20 protein-coding genes and 1 riboswitch are annotated in these 20,718 nt (G+C 58.2%); of the genes, 17 read left to right on the top strand and 3 right to left on the bottom strand.

The genetic code is table 11. From position 1 onward, the window contains the following. Positions 1-120 precede the first annotated feature (120 nt). The 3 genes from FHR87_RS07790 to FHR87_RS07780 all read left to right on the top strand — a co-directional run bounded on the left by FHR87_RS07790 (position 121) and on the right by FHR87_RS07780 (position 2,232). Positions 121-1,080, top strand: coding sequence for an alpha/beta hydrolase (locus FHR87_RS07790; protein WP_183166156.1), 960 nt, complete (start codon positions 121-123; stop codon positions 1,078-1,080). Between the two features lie 69 nt (positions 1,081-1,149). Then, on the top strand, positions 1,150-1,482 hold the full coding sequence (locus FHR87_RS07785) for a YnfA family protein (protein WP_183166155.1): 333 nt from the start codon (positions 1,150-1,152) through the stop codon (positions 1,480-1,482). Positions 1,483-1,686: 204 nt separating this feature from the next. Beyond that, on the top strand, positions 1,687-2,232 hold the full coding sequence (locus tag FHR87_RS07780) for a cysteine hydrolase family protein (RefSeq protein ID WP_183166154.1): 546 nt from the start codon (positions 1,687-1,689) through the stop codon (positions 2,230-2,232). Between the two features lie 83 nt (positions 2,233-2,315). Here FHR87_RS07780 and mntP read toward each other — a convergent pair whose 3' ends face one another. Further along, positions 2,316-2,912: a manganese efflux pump MntP gene (gene mntP, locus FHR87_RS07775; RefSeq protein ID WP_183166153.1), complete on the bottom strand. Its 597-nt coding sequence runs from the start codon at positions 2,910-2,912 to the stop codon at positions 2,316-2,318. An 8-nt stretch (positions 2,913-2,920) separates the two neighbouring features. Continuing rightward, positions 2,921-3,079, bottom strand: a riboswitch (yybP-ykoY riboswitch). A gap of 319 nt (positions 3,080-3,398) precedes the next feature. On the opposite strand from mntP, the gene FHR87_RS07770 reads away from it, so the two are divergent. Both FHR87_RS07770 and FHR87_RS07765 read left to right on the top strand, forming a co-directional pair. Next, entirely contained in the window at positions 3,399-4,361 is a 963-nt protein-coding gene (locus FHR87_RS07770) for a glucokinase (protein ID WP_183166152.1), read from the top strand. A 175-nt stretch (positions 4,362-4,536) separates the two neighbouring features. Further along, positions 4,537-6,822 carry a fatty acid cis/trans isomerase gene (locus tag FHR87_RS07765; protein WP_183166151.1) on the top strand — a complete coding sequence of 762 codons (2,286 nt, stop codon included), beginning with the start codon at positions 4,537-4,539 and terminating at the stop codon, positions 6,820-6,822. A 255-nt stretch (positions 6,823-7,077) separates the two neighbouring features. Here the strand turns inward: FHR87_RS07765 and FHR87_RS07760 are convergent, their stop codons facing one another. Beyond that, positions 7,078-7,395 (bottom strand): putative quinol monooxygenase, encoded by a 318-nt coding sequence (locus FHR87_RS07760; RefSeq protein WP_183166150.1) that lies wholly within the window; start codon positions 7,393-7,395, stop codon positions 7,078-7,080. On the opposite strand from FHR87_RS07760, the gene FHR87_RS07755 reads away from it, so the two are divergent. The 12 genes from FHR87_RS07755 to FHR87_RS07700 all read left to right on the top strand — a co-directional run bounded on the left by FHR87_RS07755 (position 7,394) and on the right by FHR87_RS07700 (position 18,021). Further along, the gene (locus FHR87_RS07755) at positions 7,394-7,552 is read left to right on the top strand and encodes a hypothetical protein (RefSeq protein WP_183166149.1); all 159 of its coding nucleotides are present in this window, start codon (positions 7,394-7,396) and stop codon (positions 7,550-7,552) included. The genes FHR87_RS07760 and FHR87_RS07755 overlap by 2 nt on opposite strands. A 351-nt stretch (positions 7,553-7,903) precedes the next feature. Further along, positions 7,904-9,328: a nitrogenase vanadium-iron protein, alpha chain gene (vnfD, locus tag FHR87_RS07750; RefSeq protein WP_183166148.1), complete on the top strand. Its 1,425-nt coding sequence runs from the start codon at positions 7,904-7,906 to the stop codon at positions 9,326-9,328. Then, positions 9,328-9,669 (top strand): V-containing nitrogenase subunit delta, encoded by a 342-nt coding sequence (gene vnfG, locus FHR87_RS07745; protein ID WP_183166147.1) that lies wholly within the window; start codon positions 9,328-9,330, stop codon positions 9,667-9,669. The genes vnfD and vnfG overlap by 1 nt, the downstream gene beginning before the upstream one ends. Before the next feature lie 50 nt (positions 9,670-9,719). Next, positions 9,720-11,147 (top strand): V-containing nitrogenase subunit beta, encoded by a 1,428-nt coding sequence (gene vnfK / locus FHR87_RS07740; protein WP_183166146.1) that lies wholly within the window; start codon positions 9,720-9,722, stop codon positions 11,145-11,147. 152 nt (positions 11,148-11,299) lie between these two features. Then, positions 11,300-12,202, top strand: a complete 903-nt coding sequence (locus tag FHR87_RS07735) for a hypothetical protein (RefSeq protein WP_183166145.1) — start codon at positions 11,300-11,302, stop codon at positions 12,200-12,202. A gap of 53 nt (positions 12,203-12,255) precedes the next feature. Continuing rightward, entirely contained in the window at positions 12,256-12,741 is a 486-nt protein-coding gene (locus FHR87_RS07730) for a NifB/NifX family molybdenum-iron cluster-binding protein (RefSeq protein WP_183166144.1), read from the top strand. Then, positions 12,738-13,574 carry a phosphonate ABC transporter ATP-binding protein gene (locus tag FHR87_RS07725; RefSeq protein ID WP_183166143.1) on the top strand — a complete coding sequence of 279 codons (837 nt, stop codon included), beginning with the start codon at positions 12,738-12,740 and terminating at the stop codon, positions 13,572-13,574. Before FHR87_RS07730 ends, FHR87_RS07725 begins: the two co-directional genes overlap by 4 nt. Positions 13,575-13,611: 37 nt before the next feature. Beyond that, on the top strand, positions 13,612-14,499 hold the full coding sequence (phnD, locus tag FHR87_RS07720; RefSeq protein WP_183166142.1) for a phosphate/phosphite/phosphonate ABC transporter substrate-binding protein: 888 nt from the start codon (positions 13,612-13,614) through the stop codon (positions 14,497-14,499). Next, positions 14,496-15,314 carry a phosphonate ABC transporter, permease protein PhnE gene (phnE, locus tag FHR87_RS07715; RefSeq protein ID WP_338021232.1) on the top strand — a complete coding sequence of 273 codons (819 nt, stop codon included), beginning with the start codon at positions 14,496-14,498 and terminating at the stop codon, positions 15,312-15,314. Before phnD ends, phnE begins: the two co-directional genes overlap by 4 nt. 13 nt (positions 15,315-15,327) lie before the next feature. Then, positions 15,328-15,525 (top strand): Nif11-like leader peptide family natural product precursor, encoded by a 198-nt coding sequence (locus tag FHR87_RS07710; RefSeq protein WP_183166141.1) that lies wholly within the window; start codon positions 15,328-15,330, stop codon positions 15,523-15,525. Between the two features lie 521 nt (positions 15,526-16,046). After that, positions 16,047-16,919, top strand: coding sequence for a nucleoside/nucleotide kinase family protein (locus tag FHR87_RS19160; RefSeq protein WP_246335864.1), 873 nt, complete (start codon positions 16,047-16,049; stop codon positions 16,917-16,919). A 322-nt stretch (positions 16,920-17,241) separates the two neighbouring features. Then, a complete protein-coding gene (locus tag FHR87_RS07700; RefSeq protein WP_183166140.1) occupies positions 17,242-18,021 on the top strand; it encodes a nucleoside/nucleotide kinase family protein in 780 nt (259 codons plus the stop codon). Positions 18,022-18,269: 248 nt separating this feature from the next. Here FHR87_RS07700 and FHR87_RS07695 read toward each other — a convergent pair whose 3' ends face one another. Further along, positions 18,270-20,696, bottom strand: a complete 2,427-nt coding sequence (locus FHR87_RS07695) for a membrane-bound PQQ-dependent dehydrogenase, glucose/quinate/shikimate family (RefSeq protein WP_183166139.1) — start codon at positions 20,694-20,696, stop codon at positions 18,270-18,272. Positions 20,697-20,718 lie beyond the last annotated feature (22 nt).

The raw sequence follows: 20,718 nt of genomic DNA, 5'->3' as shown, positions 1-20,718 counted from the left end.
GCGCAACCGGCAGAGCTTATGGCCGGAGTCGACGAATCGATATTCGAATAAAGTCCATGCCTTATGCCGGCATGACTTCGTTCAAGCCGTAGACGCCTCACACGCAAGCAGGGCAACTATATGTGGAAAAAGGTTTTTCTGACCCTCGCGATTCTCGGCATCGGGCTCATCGCCGCCTATGGCGTCGGCTCGATGCTGCGCCCGAGCATTCAAGGCCGGATCTTCGAAACCCTGGTCTGGCGTACCGACGTGAAACAGCAGAACGCCCTGCTGCTGCAACAGAACGCTGCGCCTCATACCAGCATCGGCCCGTCGCCGGAGTTGCAGGCGCGTTATGCTATCAGCTCGAAACAAGCCGGGGGTCATACGGTCTGGACCATCGCACCGCGCACGGGGGCGACGGAGAGGCAAGTCCTTTACCTGCATGGCGGCGCCTATGTCGCAGGTATTGCCGAAATGCACTGGAACTCCGTCGCCGCCTTCATCGACCATTGCCAGTGTACGTTCATCATGCCGGACTACCCGCTCGCGCCACAGCATACGGTCGATGATGCCCTCGCCATGCTGCTGCCGCTCTATGGGGAGCTGGTGGAAATGAACGGTGCCACCCACCTGACATTGCTGGGTGAATCCTCCGGTGGCGGGCTCGCGCTCGCCCTGGCGATGCGCCTGCGCGAAGCAGACCTTGAACAGCCTGCCGATTTGATCCTGCTCTCGCCCTGGCTCGATGTGACGATGAATAATCCCGCTATCGCCGAGGCGGACAAGCTGGACCCGATCCTCAATGTACAAGGGTTGCAGGACGCGGGCAAAGCCTGGGCCGGGACGCATCCGCTCACGGACTATCAGGTCAGCCCGATCTACGGCAACCTGGAAGGACTCGCGCCGATCATGCTGTTCATGGGCACTCACGACGTCTTCATTGCCGATGCCCGTAAATTGGCCGCCCAAGCCAAGACGGCCCGCGCCAGGCTCGACTACCACGAATATGACGGCATGCTGCACTGCTGGTACATCACCGACTATCTACCGGAGACGAAGGAATTGCTGAAGTTGGTAAGCGAGCGGATCGGGAGTTGACGGGGCGCTGTTCTCGTTCAACCTTACGTGCCGGAGAGCCTATCCAGTCCCGCCATTTGCGAGCCGCTGATGCCCGAAGCCAAGACCACGCTGCTGTTTCTGCTCACCGCCATTGCCGAAATCGTCGGCTGCTACCTGCCGTATCTCTGGCTGCGGCAAGGCAAATCCATCTGGCTGCTGATACCGGCAGCACTCAGCCTGACTTTATTCGCCTGGCTACTCAGCCTGCACCCGACTGCCGCCGGCCGGGTCTATGCGGCTTACGGCGGCGTCTATATCTTCGTCGCGATCCTCTGGCTGTGGCTGGTCGACGGGATCAAACCCAGCGGCTGGGACATCCTCGGCACACTGGTGGCACTGACTGGCATGGCCATCATCATGTTCGCGCCGAGGGCGCCGTGACGGGTTGACGTTCGCCACGCCAGTCGCCACCATCCGCCCATGACCTCTTTCAAACACGTCGACACCTTGACTACTACCACGACCGCCAAGGGCGGGCGTGGATGACTACGTGCAAATGAAATAGCGTATCAACCAAGACCCCGCCAGCGATGGACGGGACTTTGTCATTTCTCCGTCCAGACTGGCTCATACGGAGAAACTGCCATGCAAGATTCTGTTCTCGAAAAAGCTGCCCTGCTGATCATCGATATGCAGGTAGCGATGTATCAAGGACCGGATGCACCCTGGCGCGGTGCTCAAGTCCTGGAAAATATCAATACGCTGATTCAGCGAGCTCGCCTGGCTCAAGCACCGATTTTCGCCGCGCAGCATACAGGTCCGCAGGGCTCGCCAGCCGAGCGCGGCAGCCCTGGCTGGACATTATTACCAGGGCTTGCGCTCGAGACGAGCGAAGATCGAGTATTTGAGAAACACAAACCTAGCTGCTTCGCCGATACGGCGTTACATGACATGCTGGGCGCGGCAGGTATTACCCATCTGCTTATCGCTGGAATGAAGACGCAATATTGCGTCGATACGACCTGCCGTGCCGCCGCTGAATTAGGCTACCGTCCCGTTCTCATAGCCGATGCGCATACCTGCATGGATGCGGGAGGGCTTTCTGCCGAAGCGATAGTCAGGCATCACAACCTGACGCTGGCGGGGCCTTTTGCGAGACTTCTAACGACTGCTGAAGTCCGGTTCCGGTAAAACCGCTATCAAAGTGCTTTCGACAGAATTGACTCGGAAAGCGTAAGGTGGATCGCGCTTTATTTATCCACCTTACGGAGATTTTAGCGAAAGAACGAAACCATTTCGCTCGCCTCGCCGGCCGACAAGTGTTCGAACAGCACCGCTGCACCGACCGCGATCAGCACGATGCCTCCCAGGATTTCCGCACGCTTGCCGATCACCGCACCGATGGTATGTCCCAGCATCACGCCAATGGTGACCATCAGCGTAGTCGCCAGGCCGATGGCGAGTGCGGTCTCGACGATGCTGACATCGACGAAGGCCAGCGTTACTCCGACAGCCAGGGCGTCAATACTGGTAGCAATCCCAGTGAGGGCCAAAACCCAGAATGAATGACTGGTCTTCGGCTCCTCTTCTTCCTCTGGCTCGCCGAAGCCGGCCCAGATCATATGCACACCCAGGCACAGCAGGAGTGTGAAGGCGATCCAGTGATCCCACTGGGCCAGGTATTGCGATGCGACCAGGCCGAGCGACCAACCAATAAGCGGCATGATGGTTTCGATGGAGCCGAAAATAATGCCGGTACGCAAGGCCTCCTTCAGTGGCGGCTTGCACAGGGCAGCACCTTTGCCTACGGCAGCGGCGAATGCGTCCGTGGACATGGCGAAGGCAAGGAAGATGATCGAGGTGAAATTCATGAACAGATACCGGCCGGGCGCTGATCCACGACAGCCCCGCGCGCCCGACCCTGGCACGGGAATGTCGATGGTCTCGCCAACCGGAAGGCGCTCGTGCCACGGCAAAACGCCGAGAATGTTGACACGGGCTCTTCTGGAATCCAGAAGCAGGCTACTCCCCAAAGAGGCGGCAACCTTACCCGATTGAGCGGGAAAACTCCATCGAGCCCGGGCATGTACAAGGCTGCATATCCGGCTGCAGTTATCGTTTGAAGGATGCGATGCCTACCGATCTCTTTATTTGCTTACAACCGGATGCTTACTTTCATATTTGTTTTATTACTACACTTTATTGATCATAGGATCATTTTTATGATTTTATGGGCGTAATCATCAAAAAAACAAAATAGTGATTCTCTCCATGATCCCTCCAGAAAATTATTCCTCTTGCGTTTCAATGTCTGCCCCCCTGTCGAATATCGATGCAGCCTTGCTGGAGCGACTTAAATGAATATGGCGCTTGTTGGTGATATTGGTGGAACGAATGCACGATTCGCCCTGTGGAACAATGACCGGATAGAGTCGGTTCAAACCCTGGCCGCAGCCGATTTTCCCACACCGGAGCAAGCCGTCATCCATTACCTGTCCACCTTGGGGCTGGCACCGGATAGCCTGTCCGATGTCTGCCTGGCCTGTGCTGGACCGGTCTCCGGTGAAGATTTCCGTTTCACCAATAACCACTGGCATCTCAATCGCACCACGTTCCGCCAGGCGTTGCAGCTGGACAATATGCTGTTGATCAATGATTTCACGGCCATGGCACTGGGCATGACGCGCCTGCGTGAAGACGAGCGTATCCAGATCTGCCCCGGAGAACCGGAATCCGATAGCCCGTCACTGGTAATCGGCCCGGGTACCGGGCTTGGTGTCAGCACCCTGCTGCCTCAAGGCAATGAACAGTGGAAAGTGCTGCCGGGCGAAGGAGGACATGTCGATCTGCCGATCGGCAGCCTGCGCGAGGCCGCACTGTGGCAACAGCTCTTCGGCGAGCTTGGCCATGTACGCGCCGAAGATATCCTCAGCGGCAGTGGCCTGATGCGGCTCTATCGCTCGATCTGCGCCCTGGACAACCATGCACCGAACCTGACGACACCCGCTGAAGTCAGCACAGCTGCCCTGGCTGGTGATCCGATTGCGGAAGAAGTCCTGCAGCTGTTTTGCGTCTGGCTCGGGCGAGTCGCCGGCAACAACGTCCTGACCCTGGGTGCGCGCGGCGGCGTCTATATAGTCGGTGGGGTCATTCCTCGCTTTGCGGCGTTCTTCCAAACCAGCGGCTTTGCCAGCAGCCTGAGCAGCAAGGGTTGCATGAGCGGCTATCTCAAGGGCGTCCCCGTCTGGCTGGTAACTGCCAGCTATCCCGGACTGGAAGGCGCGGGTGTTGCCTTGCAGCAAATGCTGGAACCGGCCTGAGTAGCCCTCCGTAACCTTCCCGGTAAACCGGGAAGGCATTCGCGCAACGCCTCTATCGCTTTCGGTGAAACCCGGAAACACCGACAATGCCGAACGTTAGTTCGTTTATACAACGTACATCATCGGCGAAGCTTTTACCGCGTTTCGTATGGATGATCCGGGAGGCTGTTCATCCATGTCGTTACGTTTCGCCTGGCTGTCGTGGCTGTTGTGTTCCATGGGCGTGGCCGCTGGGCCACTGTCCTTCCAGCATGATATCCAGCCGATCCTGACGGCCAAATGTGTGGCCTGCCATGCCTGCTACGATTCGCCCTGCCAACTGAATCTTGGCAGTTCCGCAGGATTACTGCGTGGTGCTACCAAGTTACCGGTATATGACGGCACGCGCAGCGAGCCCCAGGCGACCACTCGGCTGTTCATTGATGCGATGGATGAGTCCGAATGGCGGCGCAAGGGATTCTATTCAGTGCTGGATCCAGAGCCGGCCACCGGCCAGCAGGTCGCCTTGCTCGAGCGCATGCTGGAACGCGGGCACGATCAACAATGGCAGCCCAACAGCCGGTTACCGGATGGGCTGGATACCAGCATCACTCGGCGGAACATCTGCCCGGTACCGGGTGAACTGGAAACCTTCGCCCACGACAATCCGCAACTGGGCATGCCCTTCGCCGTTACCGGCCTGACCACGGGTGAATACGCCACCTTGCAGCAATGGCTGGATCAGGGCGCGGTAGTGGATGAGCACCCGATCCAACCCTCCCCCCACGAACAGCAGCAAATCGCCGACTGGGAAACCTTCTTCAATGCTCTCGATCCGCGCCAGGAGTTGGTCAGTCGCTGGCTCTATGAACACTTGTTTCTGGCGCACCTGTATTTCGAAGAGGGAGAGGCAGGGCATTTTTTCGAGTGGGTACGTTCCAGTACTCCCAGTGGCCAGCCGGTAGTGCCAGTGGCCACCCGACGACCCAACGATGACCCCGGCCCGACTTTTTATTACCGCTTGCGTCCCGTACAGGGTGTGATCGTCCGCAAAACCCATATTACCTATCCCTTGAGCGAGCACGGGCTCAAGCGGATACGCGAATTGTTTTTGGCTGACAATTGGTCGGCCGACCGGATACCCGATTACAGTCCTTATCATCGGACAAGTCCCCTGGCGACCTTTGCCGCCATCCCGGCCCTGGCCCGCTACCAATTTCTGCTGGAGAACGCCGAATATTTCGTCCGGACCTTCATTCGCGGCCCGGTATGCCGGGGGCAAATCGCCACGGATGTCATCCGCGACAACTTCTGGGTGCTCTTCCAGGCACCTCAGCAGGACCTGTATCTTACCGACCCGGCCTATCGCATTCGCACCACTCCCTTTCTGACCTTGCCGGGAGAGTTTGGCACGCTGGGGGAAATCCCCAATATCTGGCAACGCTTCCGCGCCCAACGCAATACCTATCTCAACCTGCGCCGGATGGCGTATGCCAAGGCACCAGCACCGGACTGGTCGCATCTCTGGCTAGGCAACGAGAACGCCCTGCTGACGATTTTCCGTCAGTACGACAGTGCCTCGGTGCAGAAGGGCTTGATCGGCGAGATTCCCCAGACCCTGTGGCTGCTGGATTTCCCACTGCTGGAGCGGATCTACTACCTGCTGGTGGTGAACTTCGATGTATTCGGCAATGTGGCGCATCAGGCACTGACCCGACTGCATTTCGACATGCTGCGCAATGGCGCCGAGCAGAATTTTCTGCGCTTGCTCCCGGCCGATCAGCGCCAGCCGCTGTTGGACGACTGGTACCAGGGAGACGGCAAGCTGCGCCTGTGGCTGGATTACCCGACGGTCGACAGCAAGACGCCGAGTGGTCTGGAATTATCAGGGCAGAATGCCAAGCAGGATTTTGCCAACGCCTTGCTGGCGCGCTCGGCGGCCGTCAATGCCAGCCCGGACCCCATAAACCGTTGCCAGGCCGCGGTGTGCCACAGGCCCGGCCTGCCCTCTGACCTGGCCCGGGCAGAGCAGCTCCTGAGCACCTTGACCGGAAAGCCTGCCAGTCGCTTGCAACTGATCGAACAGCTACCGGAAGCCACTGTCCTGCGGGTGGAAAGCCCGGGAGGAAAACGCGAGATCTACAGTCTGCTGCGCAACCGGGCCCATACCAATGTGGCGTTCATGCTGGGCGAGTCCTACCGGCTGCAACCAGCGCTGGATACCCTGACCCTCTATCCCGGCCTGCTGAGCAGCTACCCCAACTTTATCTTCAACATACCGGCCGGTGACATGCCGCAGTTTGTAGCCAAGCTTCAGGCGGTGCATGGAAATACCGATTTCGAACGGGTAGTGAGCCGCTGGGGTATTCGTCGCACGCACCCCGAGTTCTGGCGCTACTTCAACGACCTCAATACCTATCAGCAGGAAACCAGGCCGCAGGAGGCCGGAGCCTTGGACATGAACCGTTATCAGAATCTGTGAAGAAACCTAGTCACCGGATAACCATCGCCTTTTCCAGAGGCCTGGCAACAGGCAATCCAGACTCAGCCAAGCAGCCGAAAGGATCGATAGCGCTGAAGCGATGATTCTTTCGATATAAAGAGCGCCAGACTGAAGTTGCCTCAGGAAAGTGGTTACTCGCCTGCGCGTCCATTCGCCGATGTACAAAAACGGAAATAGCCGTGCTGGAGCCGTACGAAAAGGTCGCCGCCAGACAAGGCCGGCGACCTGGCACACTCATTCGGGATGAATGATCCCCTGAAAGAAGCGCACGCTGGGCTCTCCGGCCAGCAGCGGCGCACTGCCCTGCTTGAACGGGGCGTAATGCGGCATCGTCTGGTGGTATTCGAAGGCATTGCGGTCGCGGTAGACCTCATGCAGCACCACCGTGTCGGCGTTGCCTTCGTGGATCAACACGTCGAAGGCATAGCAATGTTCCTCGTTGGCCAGTGATTCGCGGGCATCGGCATTGGCCAACTCCAGGAAGGCATCCAGCGTACCGGGCTTGAGGTTGAACTCGGCAAGAACGACAAAGCGAGTGGTAGTCGTTGACATGTTTTTCTTCCTCTGCTTGCGCAATCTTGTTTCAGGAATTGTTTACGGCCCGAACGCCAACGCCCGGACAGCCATGATGGGCCTTCGCTTCTTTACGAATGCAGGCTTCGACCAGCATATCCGGCTCAAGGTCGATCCGTTCGCCGAATTCGCATGAGTTCCGCCACATTCAGCCTTTTCACGCACCTGAGTGTACAGAGAGGGGGGGTTCCGTACCCAGCCGAACGAAACAGCCTTTGGCATTGCAGCTCGTCTGCCTGCGACAGTCACCGGCAAGCTTGCGAAATGCGTGCGGCAAGGTACCCCGGAAATTTTTCGATTACTTATAAAGTATTGTTTATAAATAAAAATACCGCCGTTTTCCAATAACTTGCGGCATCTCCTGAAGCAGGCTCGGCTACACATGGCATACATCCTGCCATTCATATCCTGCCAACCGTTCTGCCAGGCCCCTCAATCGGGCGCCGGTTACGGGCTGCTAAATAACGCCTACGAAGGAGACAGAGCCATGCCAATGGTACTGCTGGAGTGCGACAAAGATATTCCTGACCGTCAAAAGCACATTTATCTGAAAGCACCCAACGAAGACACCCGCGAGTTCCTGCCGATCGCCAACGCGGCAACCATCCCCGGCACGCTGTCCGAGCGCGGATGTGCGTTCTGCGGTGCCAAGCTGGTAATCGGTGGCGTGCTGAAAGATACCATCCAGATGATCCACGGTCCGCTCGGCTGCGCCTACGACACCTGGCACACCAAGCGCTATCCGACCGACAACGGCCACTTCAACATGAAGTACGTGTGGTCGACCGACATGAAAGAAAGCCATGTCGTATTCGGCGGCGAGAAGCGCCTGGAGAAAAGCATCCACGAAGCCTTCGACGAAATGCCTGACATCAAGCGCATGATCGTCTACACAACCTGCCCGACCGCACTGATCGGCGACGACATCAAGGCCGTCACCAAGAAAGTGATGAAAGAGCGTCCCGAGGTGGACATCTTCACCGTCGAGTGCCCCGGCTTCTCCGGTGTATCCCAGTCCAAGGGTCACCATGTCCTGAACATCGGCTGGATCAACGAGAAAGTCGATACGATGGAGAAAGAAATCACCAGCGAATACACGATGAACTTCATCGGTGATTTCAACATCCAGGGCGACACTCAACTGCTGCAAACCTACTGGGATCGCCTGGGCATCCAGGTTGTCGCCCACTTTACCGGCAACGGCACCTACGACGACCTGCGCTGCATGCATCAGGCCCAGCTGAACGTCGTCAACTGCGCCCGTTCTTCCGGCTACATCGCCAACGAGCTGAAAAAGCGCTATGGCATCCCGCGTCTGGATATCGACTCCTGGGGCTTCAGCTACATGGCCGAAGGTATCCGCAAGATCTGCGCCTTCTTCGGCATCGAAGAGAAAGGCGAAGCGTTGATCGCCGAGGAATACGCCAAGTGGAAGCCGAAGCTCGACTGGTACAAAGAGCGTCTGCAAGGCAAGAAAATGGCCATCTGGACCGGCGGCCCGCGTTTGTGGCACTGGACCAAGTCGGTTGAAGACGATCTGGGCATTCAAGTAGTCGCCATGTCCTCCAAGTTCGGCCACGAGGAAGACTTCGAGAAAGTCATCGCCCGCGGCAAGGAAGGCACCTACTACATCGACGACGGCAACGAGCTGGAATTCTTCGAAATCATCGACCTGGTCAAGCCTGACGTGATCTTCACCGGTCCGCGCGTCGGCGAGCTGGTCAAGAAGCTGCACATTCCCTACGTCAACGGCCACGGCTACCACAATGGTCCGTACATGGGCTTCGAGGGCTTCGTCAACCTGGCCCGCGATACCTACAACGCCGTACACAACCCGCTGCGTCACCTGGCTGGGGTAGATATTCGCGACCGCTCCCAGGAAACGCCGGTCATCGTGCGAGGTGCTGCCTGATGAGCCAGTCCCATCTCGACGATGTATTCGCCTACACCGAGGAGCGTTGCCTGTGGCAGTTCTTCTCGCGCACCTGGGACCGTGAGGAAAACATCGAGGGCGTACTCAATCAGGTCGCTCGCCTGCTGACCGGCCAGGAGCCGGTTCGCGACACGCCGCAGGAGCGCCTGTTCTACGCCGATGCCCTGACCATGACCAACGATATCCGCGAGCGTTTTTCGTGGGCTTCGCAGATCACCAAGGAAGAAGTCGACTCCCTGATCAGCGGCCTCAAAGCCCGCTTGGTCGACGTGACCATCACACGCTCGACCAACCGCGAACTGACCCACCACCTTTATTAAGTCGATGACGCGGAGCGCTACCCTGCGCTCCGCTCTCGAAGGAGCTTTTCATGAGCAATTGCGACGTAGTCACGATCACCCCGCCGGACGTCAAGCTGACCCCGCGTGACCGTGAAGGCATCATCAACCCGATGTACGACTGCCAGCCCGCCGGTGCGCAGTATGCCGGTATCGGCATCAAGGACTGCATCCCGCTGGTCCATGGCGGCCAGGGCTGCACGATGTTCGTCCGCCTGCTGTTCGCCCAGCACTTCAAGGAAAACTTCGATATCGCCTCGACCTCGCTGCACGAAGAGTCGGCGGTATTCGGTGGCGCCAAGCGAGTCGAAGAAGGTGTGTTGGTTCTGGCGCGCCGTTACCCGAACCTGCGCGTGATTCCGATCATCACCACCTGTTCGACCGAAGTCATCGGTGATGATATCGAAGGTATTATCCGCGTTTGTAACAAGTTGCTGGAAGCCGAATTTCCGGAGCGCAAGATCTACCTGGCACCCGTCCACACGCCGAGCTTCAAGGGCAGCCATGTAACCGGCTATGCCGAGTGCGTGAAGTCCGTATTCAAGACCATCACTGCCGAGAAAGGTAAGGGTGAAGCCACTGGCAAGCTCAACATCTTCCCAGGCTGGGTCAACCCGGGCGACGTCGTACTGCTCAAGCGCTACCTGAAGGAAATGGGCGTCGAAGGTACCATCTTCATGGATACCGAAGACTTCGACTCGCCGATGCTGCCGAACAAGAGCATCGAGACCCATGGCCGCACCACTATCGAGGACATCGCCGACAGCGCCAACGCCCTGGCTTCCCTGGCTCTGGCCCGCTACGAAGGCGCGACCACCAGCGAGCTGTTGAAAAAAACCTACGATGTGCCGCACAACCTGGTGAACACCCCGTACGGTATCAAGAACACCGACGACATGCTGCGCAAGATCGCCGACCTGACCGGCAAGGAAATCCCCGAGTCGCTGGTCCACGAGCGCGGCATCGCCCTCGACGCCCTGGCCGACCTGGCACACATGTTCTTCGCCAACAAGAAGGTCGCCATCTTCGGTCACCCGGACATGGTCCTGGGCATGGCTCAGTTCTGCATGGAAATCGAACTGGAACCCGTGCTGTTGCTGATCGGTGATGACCAGGGCAACAAGTACAAGAAGGATCCGCGCATCCAGGAACTCAGGGACGCCGCACACTTCGACATCGACATCGTGCACAACGCCGATTTGTGGGAACTGGAAAAACGCATCAACAACGGCCTGAAACTGGACCTGATCATGGGGCACTCCAAAGGCCGCTACGTCGCCATCGAAGCCAACATCCCGATGGTTCGCGTCGGTTTCCCGACTTTCGACCGCGCCGGTCTCTACCGCAAGCCATCCATTGGCTATCAGGGTGCCATGGAGCTGGCCGAAACCATCGCCAATACCCTGTTCGCTCATATGGAGTACACCCGTAACAAAGAGTGGCTCCTCAATACGTGGTAATTCGCTGTAACGGTGGCCCAACCGGCTGATTCGTGCGTTCGACACCGAACGGCCCGGGCTTGCCGAACGACTTGCGGGTGTCTCCATCTCGGGGGTGGGAGACACCGGCCCTTTTTCCCCCGAACGTCGTGCCGTATCGAAGGAGTGTCGCCATGCGACAGTTGCAGGAGATGGTCACTCAATATCGTGCTTGTTTCGGTGAGCACTGCAGCCAGCCGGAACATCGGCATATCGAACCCTATACCCGGCCCAAGCGCCTGAATTTCCAACCACTGGCCGTGCAGGAAGAACCTCGCCTGCCGGGCAGCCTGGTGCTGGCCCTGACCAGCGCCTATGCACTGCTTGCCGATTGGCAGGAGTGCCAGAACCCCGAGCTTGCCACGCTCGGCAGTTGGCAACGCTACCTTGCATTACCCAAGCGCAGCGCCACAGAGAAGCTGGCGGCGGAAATCTTTCGCATCCTGCGGGTTTTTCGCACTTCGGCGATCCAGAAAGGCGGGTTAATCGAAATCCGCGAGGATGGCCTGATCCGCGCCAGTTGCAGTTACAACTATTGTGCGTTGAGTCTGTTGATCACCCAGGCCGGCCTCGAATTGCTGGTCTCCAGCGTCGCCTGGTATCTGGAATCGCTCGACCAGCCACATAGCGAAGCCTACGTCGAATTGATGCTCGGCCAGTATTTTGCCGACATCGTCGCCGAAATCCGCGGCTTCAGCGACGATGACCGGATTCTCTATCAATTCCGCCAGAAAGCCTGGTTCAACCGGCACTTCCGCCTGGAATTCGATAACCCGCGCCTACAACACGAAGAAGGACATTACCTCGTCGATATCGGCAAATACGGCAATGATCCGGCCCGTTATCCGATTGATTGCTACATCAGCCTCGACGCCGACCTGTTCATCGTACCGGTGGAAGCCTTGCGCGACGGACGCATCGCGACCGCTGACCTGGGCAAGTGGCGGGCCCGTACCGCCGAGGGAGCAGCCCTGCCGGATGCCTTCCGCCTGCGCTTCGCCCACGAGAAAAACGTCGTCGGCATGCCGATGACCTGAGCGGAACGGGCCTTGCCCGGATCTGCACCCCCATCGATGCAAGGAGCTTGGACATGAGTGAAATCGGGCATATCAAGATCGCCATTACGACCAACGACCTGCTGCAAGTCGACGCCAACTTCGCCACGGCCAAGCAGATCGTCTTCTATGACGTCAGCTACGACGATGCCGAATTCGTCGATTGTGTCCAGTTCAAGGGCGGTGGGGTCAAGGGTGGTGGAGCCAAGCGCGGGCCTGGCGGCGGCTCCGGCTGTTCCATGGGCGACCCCACCGGTGGTGCGGCAGTCGACCAGATCCAGCTGCGCGTCGATGCACTGGAAGGCTGTGCGGTGCTGTTTACCCTGGCGCTCAGCGATTTCGCCGCCGTCAACGTGAAGAATGCCGGTGTGTTTCCCGTGAAAATGCAGCAGAGCCGTGAAGTTCAGGAAGTGATCGATCAGCTGCAATCGATGATGCGCAGCAATCCGCCGCTGTGGCTGCGTAAAGCCCTGGGCTACGGCCTGCGCAATGCGGAATTCCTGATTGAGCGCGAAGCATGATCGAGACGCGCAGACTATTCGGTACGCAAGAGCTCGATACCGGACAGTCCGTCGCGGAGCAGACAACCAAATCCGCTGCGAGTGGCACCGAATGCGGCCCAGCGGCGCTACTGGTGCTTGATCGAGTATCGGTGAAGCGCGGCACCAGCAACGTGCTGAGCGACATCAGCCTCGATCTGCCGTGCGGCAGCATCACCGCTATCGTCGGCCCCTCCGGCGCCGGCAAGAGTACCCTCATGGCCACCCTCAATGGCCTGCTGCAACCCAGTGCCGGCTTGCTCAGTGCAGCCGGTATCGGCCGTCTGGACTCGGCCGCCAGCCTGCTCGCCCATCGCCGGCGCACCGCCACCGTATTCCAGGAACACGCGCTGATCGCGCGGCTGTCGGCGCTGGATAACGTCCTGCTCGGCCTGGCCGACCGGCGCAATCCGTTCTCGCTGCTGCCCTGGCCACGAGCGCTGCGCGAACAGGCCATCGCCGCACTGGCCGAGGTCGGCCTGCTGGACAAGGCACTGAAGCCGGTAGCCCGCCTCAGCGGTGGCGAGCGCCAGCGCGTCGGCATCGCCCGCGCCCTGGTTCGCCGCCCTGTGCTGTTGCTGGCCGACGAGCCATTCGCCTCGGTCGACCCGACGCTGACCGAGCGCATGGCCGATGAATTCCGCCGGTTGGTCCATGAGCATTCGCTGACCCTGGTCATTGTCCTGCATCAGCTCGACCTGGCGCGCCAACTGGCCGATCGCATCGTCGGTATCACTGATGGCCGCATTGCCTTCGAGGGTGAACCCGACACCTTCGATGCTACCGCCCAAGCCCGGATTTTCCCGATGTTGTAACCATAGCCAACCACTAAAACACAAGGATGGAACACTGATGTCGCGTCTTCTGAAACGTTTCTGGCCACTGGTCCTGGTGGCTCTCCTGCCTATACTTTCCGCTCAGGCCGCCAATTCCGGCATGCCCAAGAAACTGGTTGTCGGCCTTTTGCCCGGTGAGTCCGCCCCCACCGTGATGCGCTTGAACGAACCACTGCGCCAGCATCTGGAAAAGACCCTCGGCATTCCCGTCGAACTGATGGTCGGCGCCAACTATGCGGCCACCAGCGAAGCGCTGCGTTTCGGTCGCATCGATATCGCCTATCTGGGCCCGATCACCTACATCCTGCAGAGCCGCAAGGTTCAGCTCGAACCCTTCGCCCGCCCGACCCACGCTAACGTCGGCCCGACCTTCCTGGCCTCGATCATCGTCCCGGCCGACAGCCCGGCCAAGACCCTGAAGGATCTGAAGGGCAAGGAAATTGGTTTCGGCGACCCGGCGTCCACCTCAGGCACTTGGGTGCCACGCTACATGCTGGCCGAACAGGGCCTGATCTCCGGCCGCGACTACACCCTGCGCGTCCTGGGTGCCCACGATGCCGTCGCACTCGCCGTGGCGAGCAAGAAGCTTGCAGCCGGTGGGATCTCCAAACCGGTCTACGAGCGCCTACTGAAAGAGGGCAAGATCAAGGCTGATAGCGTGCGTATTCTCGAAGATTCGACGCCGATCCCGGAATATATGTGGACCTTCCGCGAAGGGCTGGACCCCGAAGTGAAAGAGAAGATCCGCCAGGCTTTCATCGGTACCACCGACCCGGCAGCCCTGGCCGTATTCCGGGCTCAGGCCTTCATCCCCTGCGTCGATTCCGACGTGGATCGCGTGCGCACCTGGATTTCGGTGGTCGAGAAAGATCATCCGGAAGATGCCGTGGTGAACGCGAAGTGAGTCCCGCCGCCATGCAGCAACGAACCATCCTGCATACCGCATTCCGGCGCGAATGGCTGTCGCGCCTGCTGCTGGTGGCTTGTATCGGTTGCGTACTGCTGGCCGCCCACTGGGCCGGAGCGCTCGATCCCGAGCGCTACCGGGAAATGCTGCCAACGCTCTGGACGCTTGCCACGGATGCCTGGCCACCGGACTTCGAACGGCTGCCGAACTGGGGCAAACCCCTGCTGGATACCCTGGCCATGAGCGTTGCCGGTACTGCTGGCGGCGTGCTGGCAGCCTTGCCGCTTGGTGCCCTGGCTGCCCGCGGCCTGGCTCCGGCGCCGGTACGGCATCTGGTGATGCTGCTACTCAACACAGTGCGCTCCATCCCCGGTTTGCTCTGGGGCATCATCTTCGTTGCCTCGGTCGGTTTCGGCCCACTGCCAGGAGCGCTGGCACTGGCCTGTCATTCAGCCGGCATGCTCGGCAAGTTCTTCGCCGAGATTTTCGAGCATGTCGATCGCGCTCCGGTAGATGCGCTGCGCAGCCAGGGCGTCACGATCCTGGGCGTACTGCGCTTTGGCGTATTGCCGCAAGTATTGCCGCGGCTGGTCGACGTCAGCCTCTACCGTTGGGAACACAACATTCGTGCCGCAACCACCTTGGGTGTCATCGGCGCGGGCGGCCTGGGACTGGAAATCATCACCGCCTTCCATCTGTTCGAATACCGTGAAGCACTGGCATTGATCGGTGTCCTGCTGGCACTGGTCACGGTTGTCAACCTGCTCGGCGCCTATATCCGCCGCCGTTTTCTCGATTACACCACTGCATGAAAGGAGGCTCCCCATGAGCATCGAATCCGCCAAGTCTTATATCAACCGCATGCGTACCGACGAAGCATTCCGGCATAGGGTCAATGAGGTTTCCGAAGATGAAGAAGCCAGCTGGGCGCTGTTGAAGGCACAGGGCTATGAATTCGACATGAACGAATTCCGCAAGGCGCAGGACGAAATCTACGCCGAGCACGGTATCACTCCTCTTTGATTTCCAGGCTCTCCCGGCTTAACCAGGCTCCTCTGCCGTCTTCCGCCTGGAAGACGGTTTCAACATTCTGGTTCACCTGAATCCGGGGATACGGCCTGCGCAGTTTGACCCTGGCAGCCTCGATAGTGGAAAACGCGACGGTATCGCCCTCATATCCAGGCCTGGCCGGCACAACCTGGCAGTACGATTACCTTCGAGCCCGGTAACGAATAGCCCCTGACCGCGGTCCTGGCCATACACCTCGCAATACCAGCCCATGCGCGCGCGACCACCGCCGGTTATGGCGACAGTGCTGCTTACCCGGCTTGGCAGCCTGTTTCCGGTTTTGATGCAGCGATCTCCCCTCGCCAATTAGACCAAAGCGCGATGAAACATTTATACATACTTAGCATGGTAATGTAATACTTAATTAAATGAACTTTAAGAAAACCTTAATAAAAGATAATATCTGGAAACGTGATCAGTTTTCTCTTCGTGCGGGCCCAGTGTGAAAAAACCATTTCTTGCCCACCAGATAAGACTTGCTGCGTGACCACCTCTACTTACGGTTGACTATTGCCATGCGTGCTATGCGGTTCTCGATCCATAAAGAAGAATTTCTGCGCCAGCGATCTGGTGCGGCCAGAGCATCCCGGTTCGTAGCACTTTACGAATATATCCGCCAGGCTATTTCAAGGCGTTCCCCCGGAGATCGCAAGCTCGCCCCCTTGATTGCCGTTGTCGGCTGTGACGGAGCAGGCAAATCGACGGTTTCTGAAGCCATTCTTTCGTGGATGCAGGAATCGCGTATCACCGAAGCCTGTCACTTGGGTATCCAATCCAAGACGATCGGTCTGGCTCTCGTGAAGCTGCCATTGGTCGGTCAGCATATCGAGCACTTGATCGCGCTTAACTCCAAGCGCGGGAACAAGGATGCACAGGAGATGGAGGACAAGGGGCCCACGACACTGGCAGCAGTGGCGATTTATCTTCTCTCGCTACGGCGCTGGTACCGTTACCAAAAAATGATGAGATTGCGCCGCAGAGGCATGGCCATTGTGGCCGACCGCTATCCACAGATAGCCGTACCTCAAATGAAAATCGATGGCCCCGGTCTATCTGCCGTTCCCTACCGCAATGCCATTGTCCGCTTTCTGGCCCGGCGCGAAAAAGCGCTTTACGCCTATATGACCAGCTACCGCCCTGACCTTGTGATTCGTTTGAACGTTGACCTCGAAACGGCCTACGCGCGCAAACCGGATCATCGTTACGAATCCTTGGCCATCAAGATTGCCGCAGTACCGCAGCTGGAATACCGAGGTGCACGTATTGTGGATCTCGATAGCCGAGAGCCACTGGCAGATGTCATTGCGAAAGCAAAACAAGCCATAACCGCTTGCCTGGCAGGCCGTTGAAAACTCAAAAGACCGCATAGCAAGCTGATCGATCGAACCGGGTAGCCGATCGAGATCGCGGCGCGGCTCGCATGTGTAAAGCGGGTTGCGCCAGGAACATCGTGCAGAAATCGGCTAATGAACCGCTCTTCCAGGAGAGAGGGTCGAGCCTGAGCGCTTGCAAAACGACGAATCTGGCAGGTTGAAGTAATGGGTGCTGAATTTTTCAACGGCCCAGAGCTTGTTGGCGTTTCAGCACAAACCGTCCTTGCGAGTTGCGCGGCATTGTTTACCACCAGACACGGCCTGCGACGAAATTCAACCAGGCTCTAGGGGTAGCTTTATGAATATGAATACTCAAGCCATTACCACTGATCGTGCCCAGGCTGACGTTGGCATGGCACCGCTGATCGCCATCATAGGATGCGATGGTTCGGGAAAGACGACTCTGGCATCCGGGATATGTTCAGCCCTGCACAGCTATTCGGCCAGATCCTGCTATCTCGGTCTTGGATCGCGTGGCATTGCTTCGCGGATCGAAACCTGGCCGCTGATCGGAAAGCTGCTGGTACGTTATCTTTCCAGCAAGGCACGACAGGCACGCACCAAGGGTGAACGCATCCCGGGGAATTTGACCGCGCTGGTAATTTTTTGTTTCTCCAAATTACGCGTTTTTCGCTTCAAACGGATGTTGAAGCTGCGAAAGCAGGGTCATGTCATGATTTGTGACCGGTACCCACAGGTGGATATTCCAGGCTTCTACGATGGCCCGGGTCTTTCGGCAGCGCGCGCAACCGGGCCTTTTACCGCCTGGCTCGCCAAGCGGGAGCGAAAACTGTACGAACACATGGCTGGTTATCGACCGACATTGGTCATCCGCTTGAATATCGATGCCGAAACCGCTTATGCCCGCAAGCCGGATCATGAGCTGGTGTTACTGCGCGAAAAGGTAGCCGTTACGCCTCTGCTTAATTTCAATGGCGCCACGATTATTGAGCTCGATGCCAGCCAGCCTTATGTCGATATCCAGGCAACAGCTCTGCAAGCAGTACAGCGGGTAATCCTGGATTATCAGCGCTCCCGGCTCTCAGCCGTATTGCCCCATGAACTGTCTATCTTGTGATTTGTGAAAAGCTGCCTTGCCTATTCAGGAGTCGGCAAGCGATCAACGCAGAGCGCCATACTCCTCTGGCAGTATCTGAGGTCAGGCTACATCGGGTAATCAAACGAATCGCACAGCGCATGCTCGTGTTCAAGAACTGCTGCTGTACCTACAGGCGGGAATGGACATCATGCACGTCATGGCTAAAGCAATAGAGGGCAGGGTTCACCTGCCCTCTGTACAGCACTGGTATGCGCTAGCTGAAATGCCTAGCGCTCTTGTTCATCCTCCAATACCCAGGCAACCAGCGAATCGCCAATTTTAGTGCCGAACGAGCCATGCCCTCCAGCCATCCCCACGACAAACTGCCGGCCTGTTTTCTCCGACACATAGGTTATTGGCGTCGCCTGACCACCTGCGGGTAAACGCCCTTTCCATAGCTCTTTGCCATTACGCACATCGTAAGCACGCATGTAATAGTCCAAAGTGCCGCTGAGAAATGCCACGCCACCAGCGGTAATCACAGGGCCACCCAGCGCAGGAACTCCCAACGGGAACGGAATAAAAGGTGCATTATCGCGACTGGTACCGTTCTTGTGCATCCACACCGGTTTCATGGTGCGCAGATCCACAGCCGTAACGTAACCCCACGGTGGTGTCTGGCAAGGCAAGCCCACCGGAGACATGAATGGTCCCAGATGCACCATATAAGGCGCGCCAAGATTAGGTTGCAGACCGACTTCGCCACCCCCTCTGTGCTCTTCTTTGACATCGATTTCGTCGCGCTTGACCAACTTCGAGACGAAGGCCAGGTAGTTCGGCGTGCCGAACATGAGTTGCCGCACTGGATCGACTGCCAACGATGACCAGTTAAAGGTTCCGACGTTACCCGGATAGATCAACGAACCCTGTTCGCTCGGTGGCGTGAAATCTCCCTCGTAACGCAGCTTGCGGAATTGAATGCGACATATCAGCTGGTCGAGCGGTGTACCACCCCACATGTCGCGTTCGCGCAAGGGTTCCGTCGGCGCGTAGCTAAGTGCAGAGACGGGCTGGGTCGGGGCGGTGAAATCGCCTTCGACCGCGCCTTGCGGTACGGGAATCTCAGTTACCGGCACTATAGGCTTGCCAGTGCGCCGATCCAGCACGAACAGGTCACCGCGCTTGGTCGCCTGGATGATTGCCGGCACCTTGTCACCCTGCGGGCCATCGATATCGACCAGCGTGGGTTGCGATGGCAGGTCACGATCCCAGAGGTCATGATGCACGGTTTGGAATTCCCAACGCACCTTGCCAGTAGCCAAATCAAGCGCCACTAGGGCAGCGGTGAAGCGTTCGGTTTCCGGCGAGCGCTGCACGCCCCATTGATCCGGCGTCTGATTGCCGGTAGGGATGTAAACCAGCCCCAACTGCTCGTCGGCCGTGGCAATGGTCCAGGAGTTTGGTGTGCTGCGTACGTAGGCAGCACCTGCCGGCAATGGCTCGGTAGCATCAGGATTGCCCGGATCCCAGTTCCATACCAACTCGCCGGTACGTACATCGTAGGCACGAATCACACCACCGGGAGAATCCACCGAACCGTTATCGGTCACCGAACCACCGACGATCACTAGCTTTTCGGTCACCACCGGTGGCGAAGTCGGCAGGTATATCCCCCGGGCGTCGTCACCCATACCCACTTTCAAATCGATCATGCCGCCTGTGCCGAAATCTTCACATGGCCGGCCATCTACGGGGTCCAAGGCGAACAGCGTAGCATCGTTGGTGGGCAGAAAGATCCTGCGAGTACAGCGGGCAACGGCTGCCTGACGAGGCTCGTCAGCGCTGGCAACGGCCTCGCTCGTCTTAGAGTAGGCGGTGGCATCGTGATAGGACAGACCGCGGCAAGTCATATGCTGATAGTACTTGGCATCACGGTTGATATTGGGATCGAAACGCCACAGCTCCTCACCACTGTCTGCATTCAAGGCAATGGCAATACTATGGGGGGTACAGATGAACAAGTTGTCACCCACCTTCAAGGGAGTGACTTGATTGGTCAGTTCACCAGGATCACCCTCGCGCGGCCAATCACCGGTGTGGTATTCCCATGCTTTCTTCAGCCGTCCGACATTTTCGGGTGTGATCAAATCGGCTGGAGAATAGCGGTCAGCACGAGCCGAGCCGCCATATGCCAACCATTCGTTCGCCGAATAGCCAGTCTGCTCTCCCGAGGTTTTGCCGAGCATTCGCTCATCACTGAACTCACCGGTAATACTCGAGTAGTCCTGAGTCAGCGAATAACCGCCCATCAGCACACCGAGTATTACACCAATGCCAAGCAGGCCACTGGCACCATCCCGCCAGTTTGGCAAATTACCGATATAGCGATTGACGACAGGCAATAGCAGCCAGGCGCCCAACGCTAGCCACAAGTCGATACGAGGCGCTAACTGCCACCAATCGAAGCGTACTTCATAGATCGTCCAAACCAGCGTCGCGAGCAGCAATATGGCATACAACCAAATTGCCAGGCGCCGCTGGGCAAATATCAAAACACCCACAGCCAACAGTCCGAGACCAGCGAGCAGGTAGTACCAGGAACCCCCTAGTACTACCAGATAACCGCCTCCGAACGTCAATGCTGCTCCCAACAACACCACCACTGCAGCGGTCAATTTGACCAACAGTGGCAGTGGCGCTTTTATCGTAGTCATTCGCCTCTCCTGTACCCCTACC

Origin of the sequence: Azomonas macrocytogenes (assembly GCF_014191985.1) — a bacterium.
Classification (GTDB): Bacteria; Pseudomonadota; Gammaproteobacteria; order Pseudomonadales; family Pseudomonadaceae; genus Azomonas; species Azomonas macrocytogenes.
Note: the sequence above shows the minus strand (reverse complement) of the source record. Positions and strands in the feature narration are given on the sequence as shown.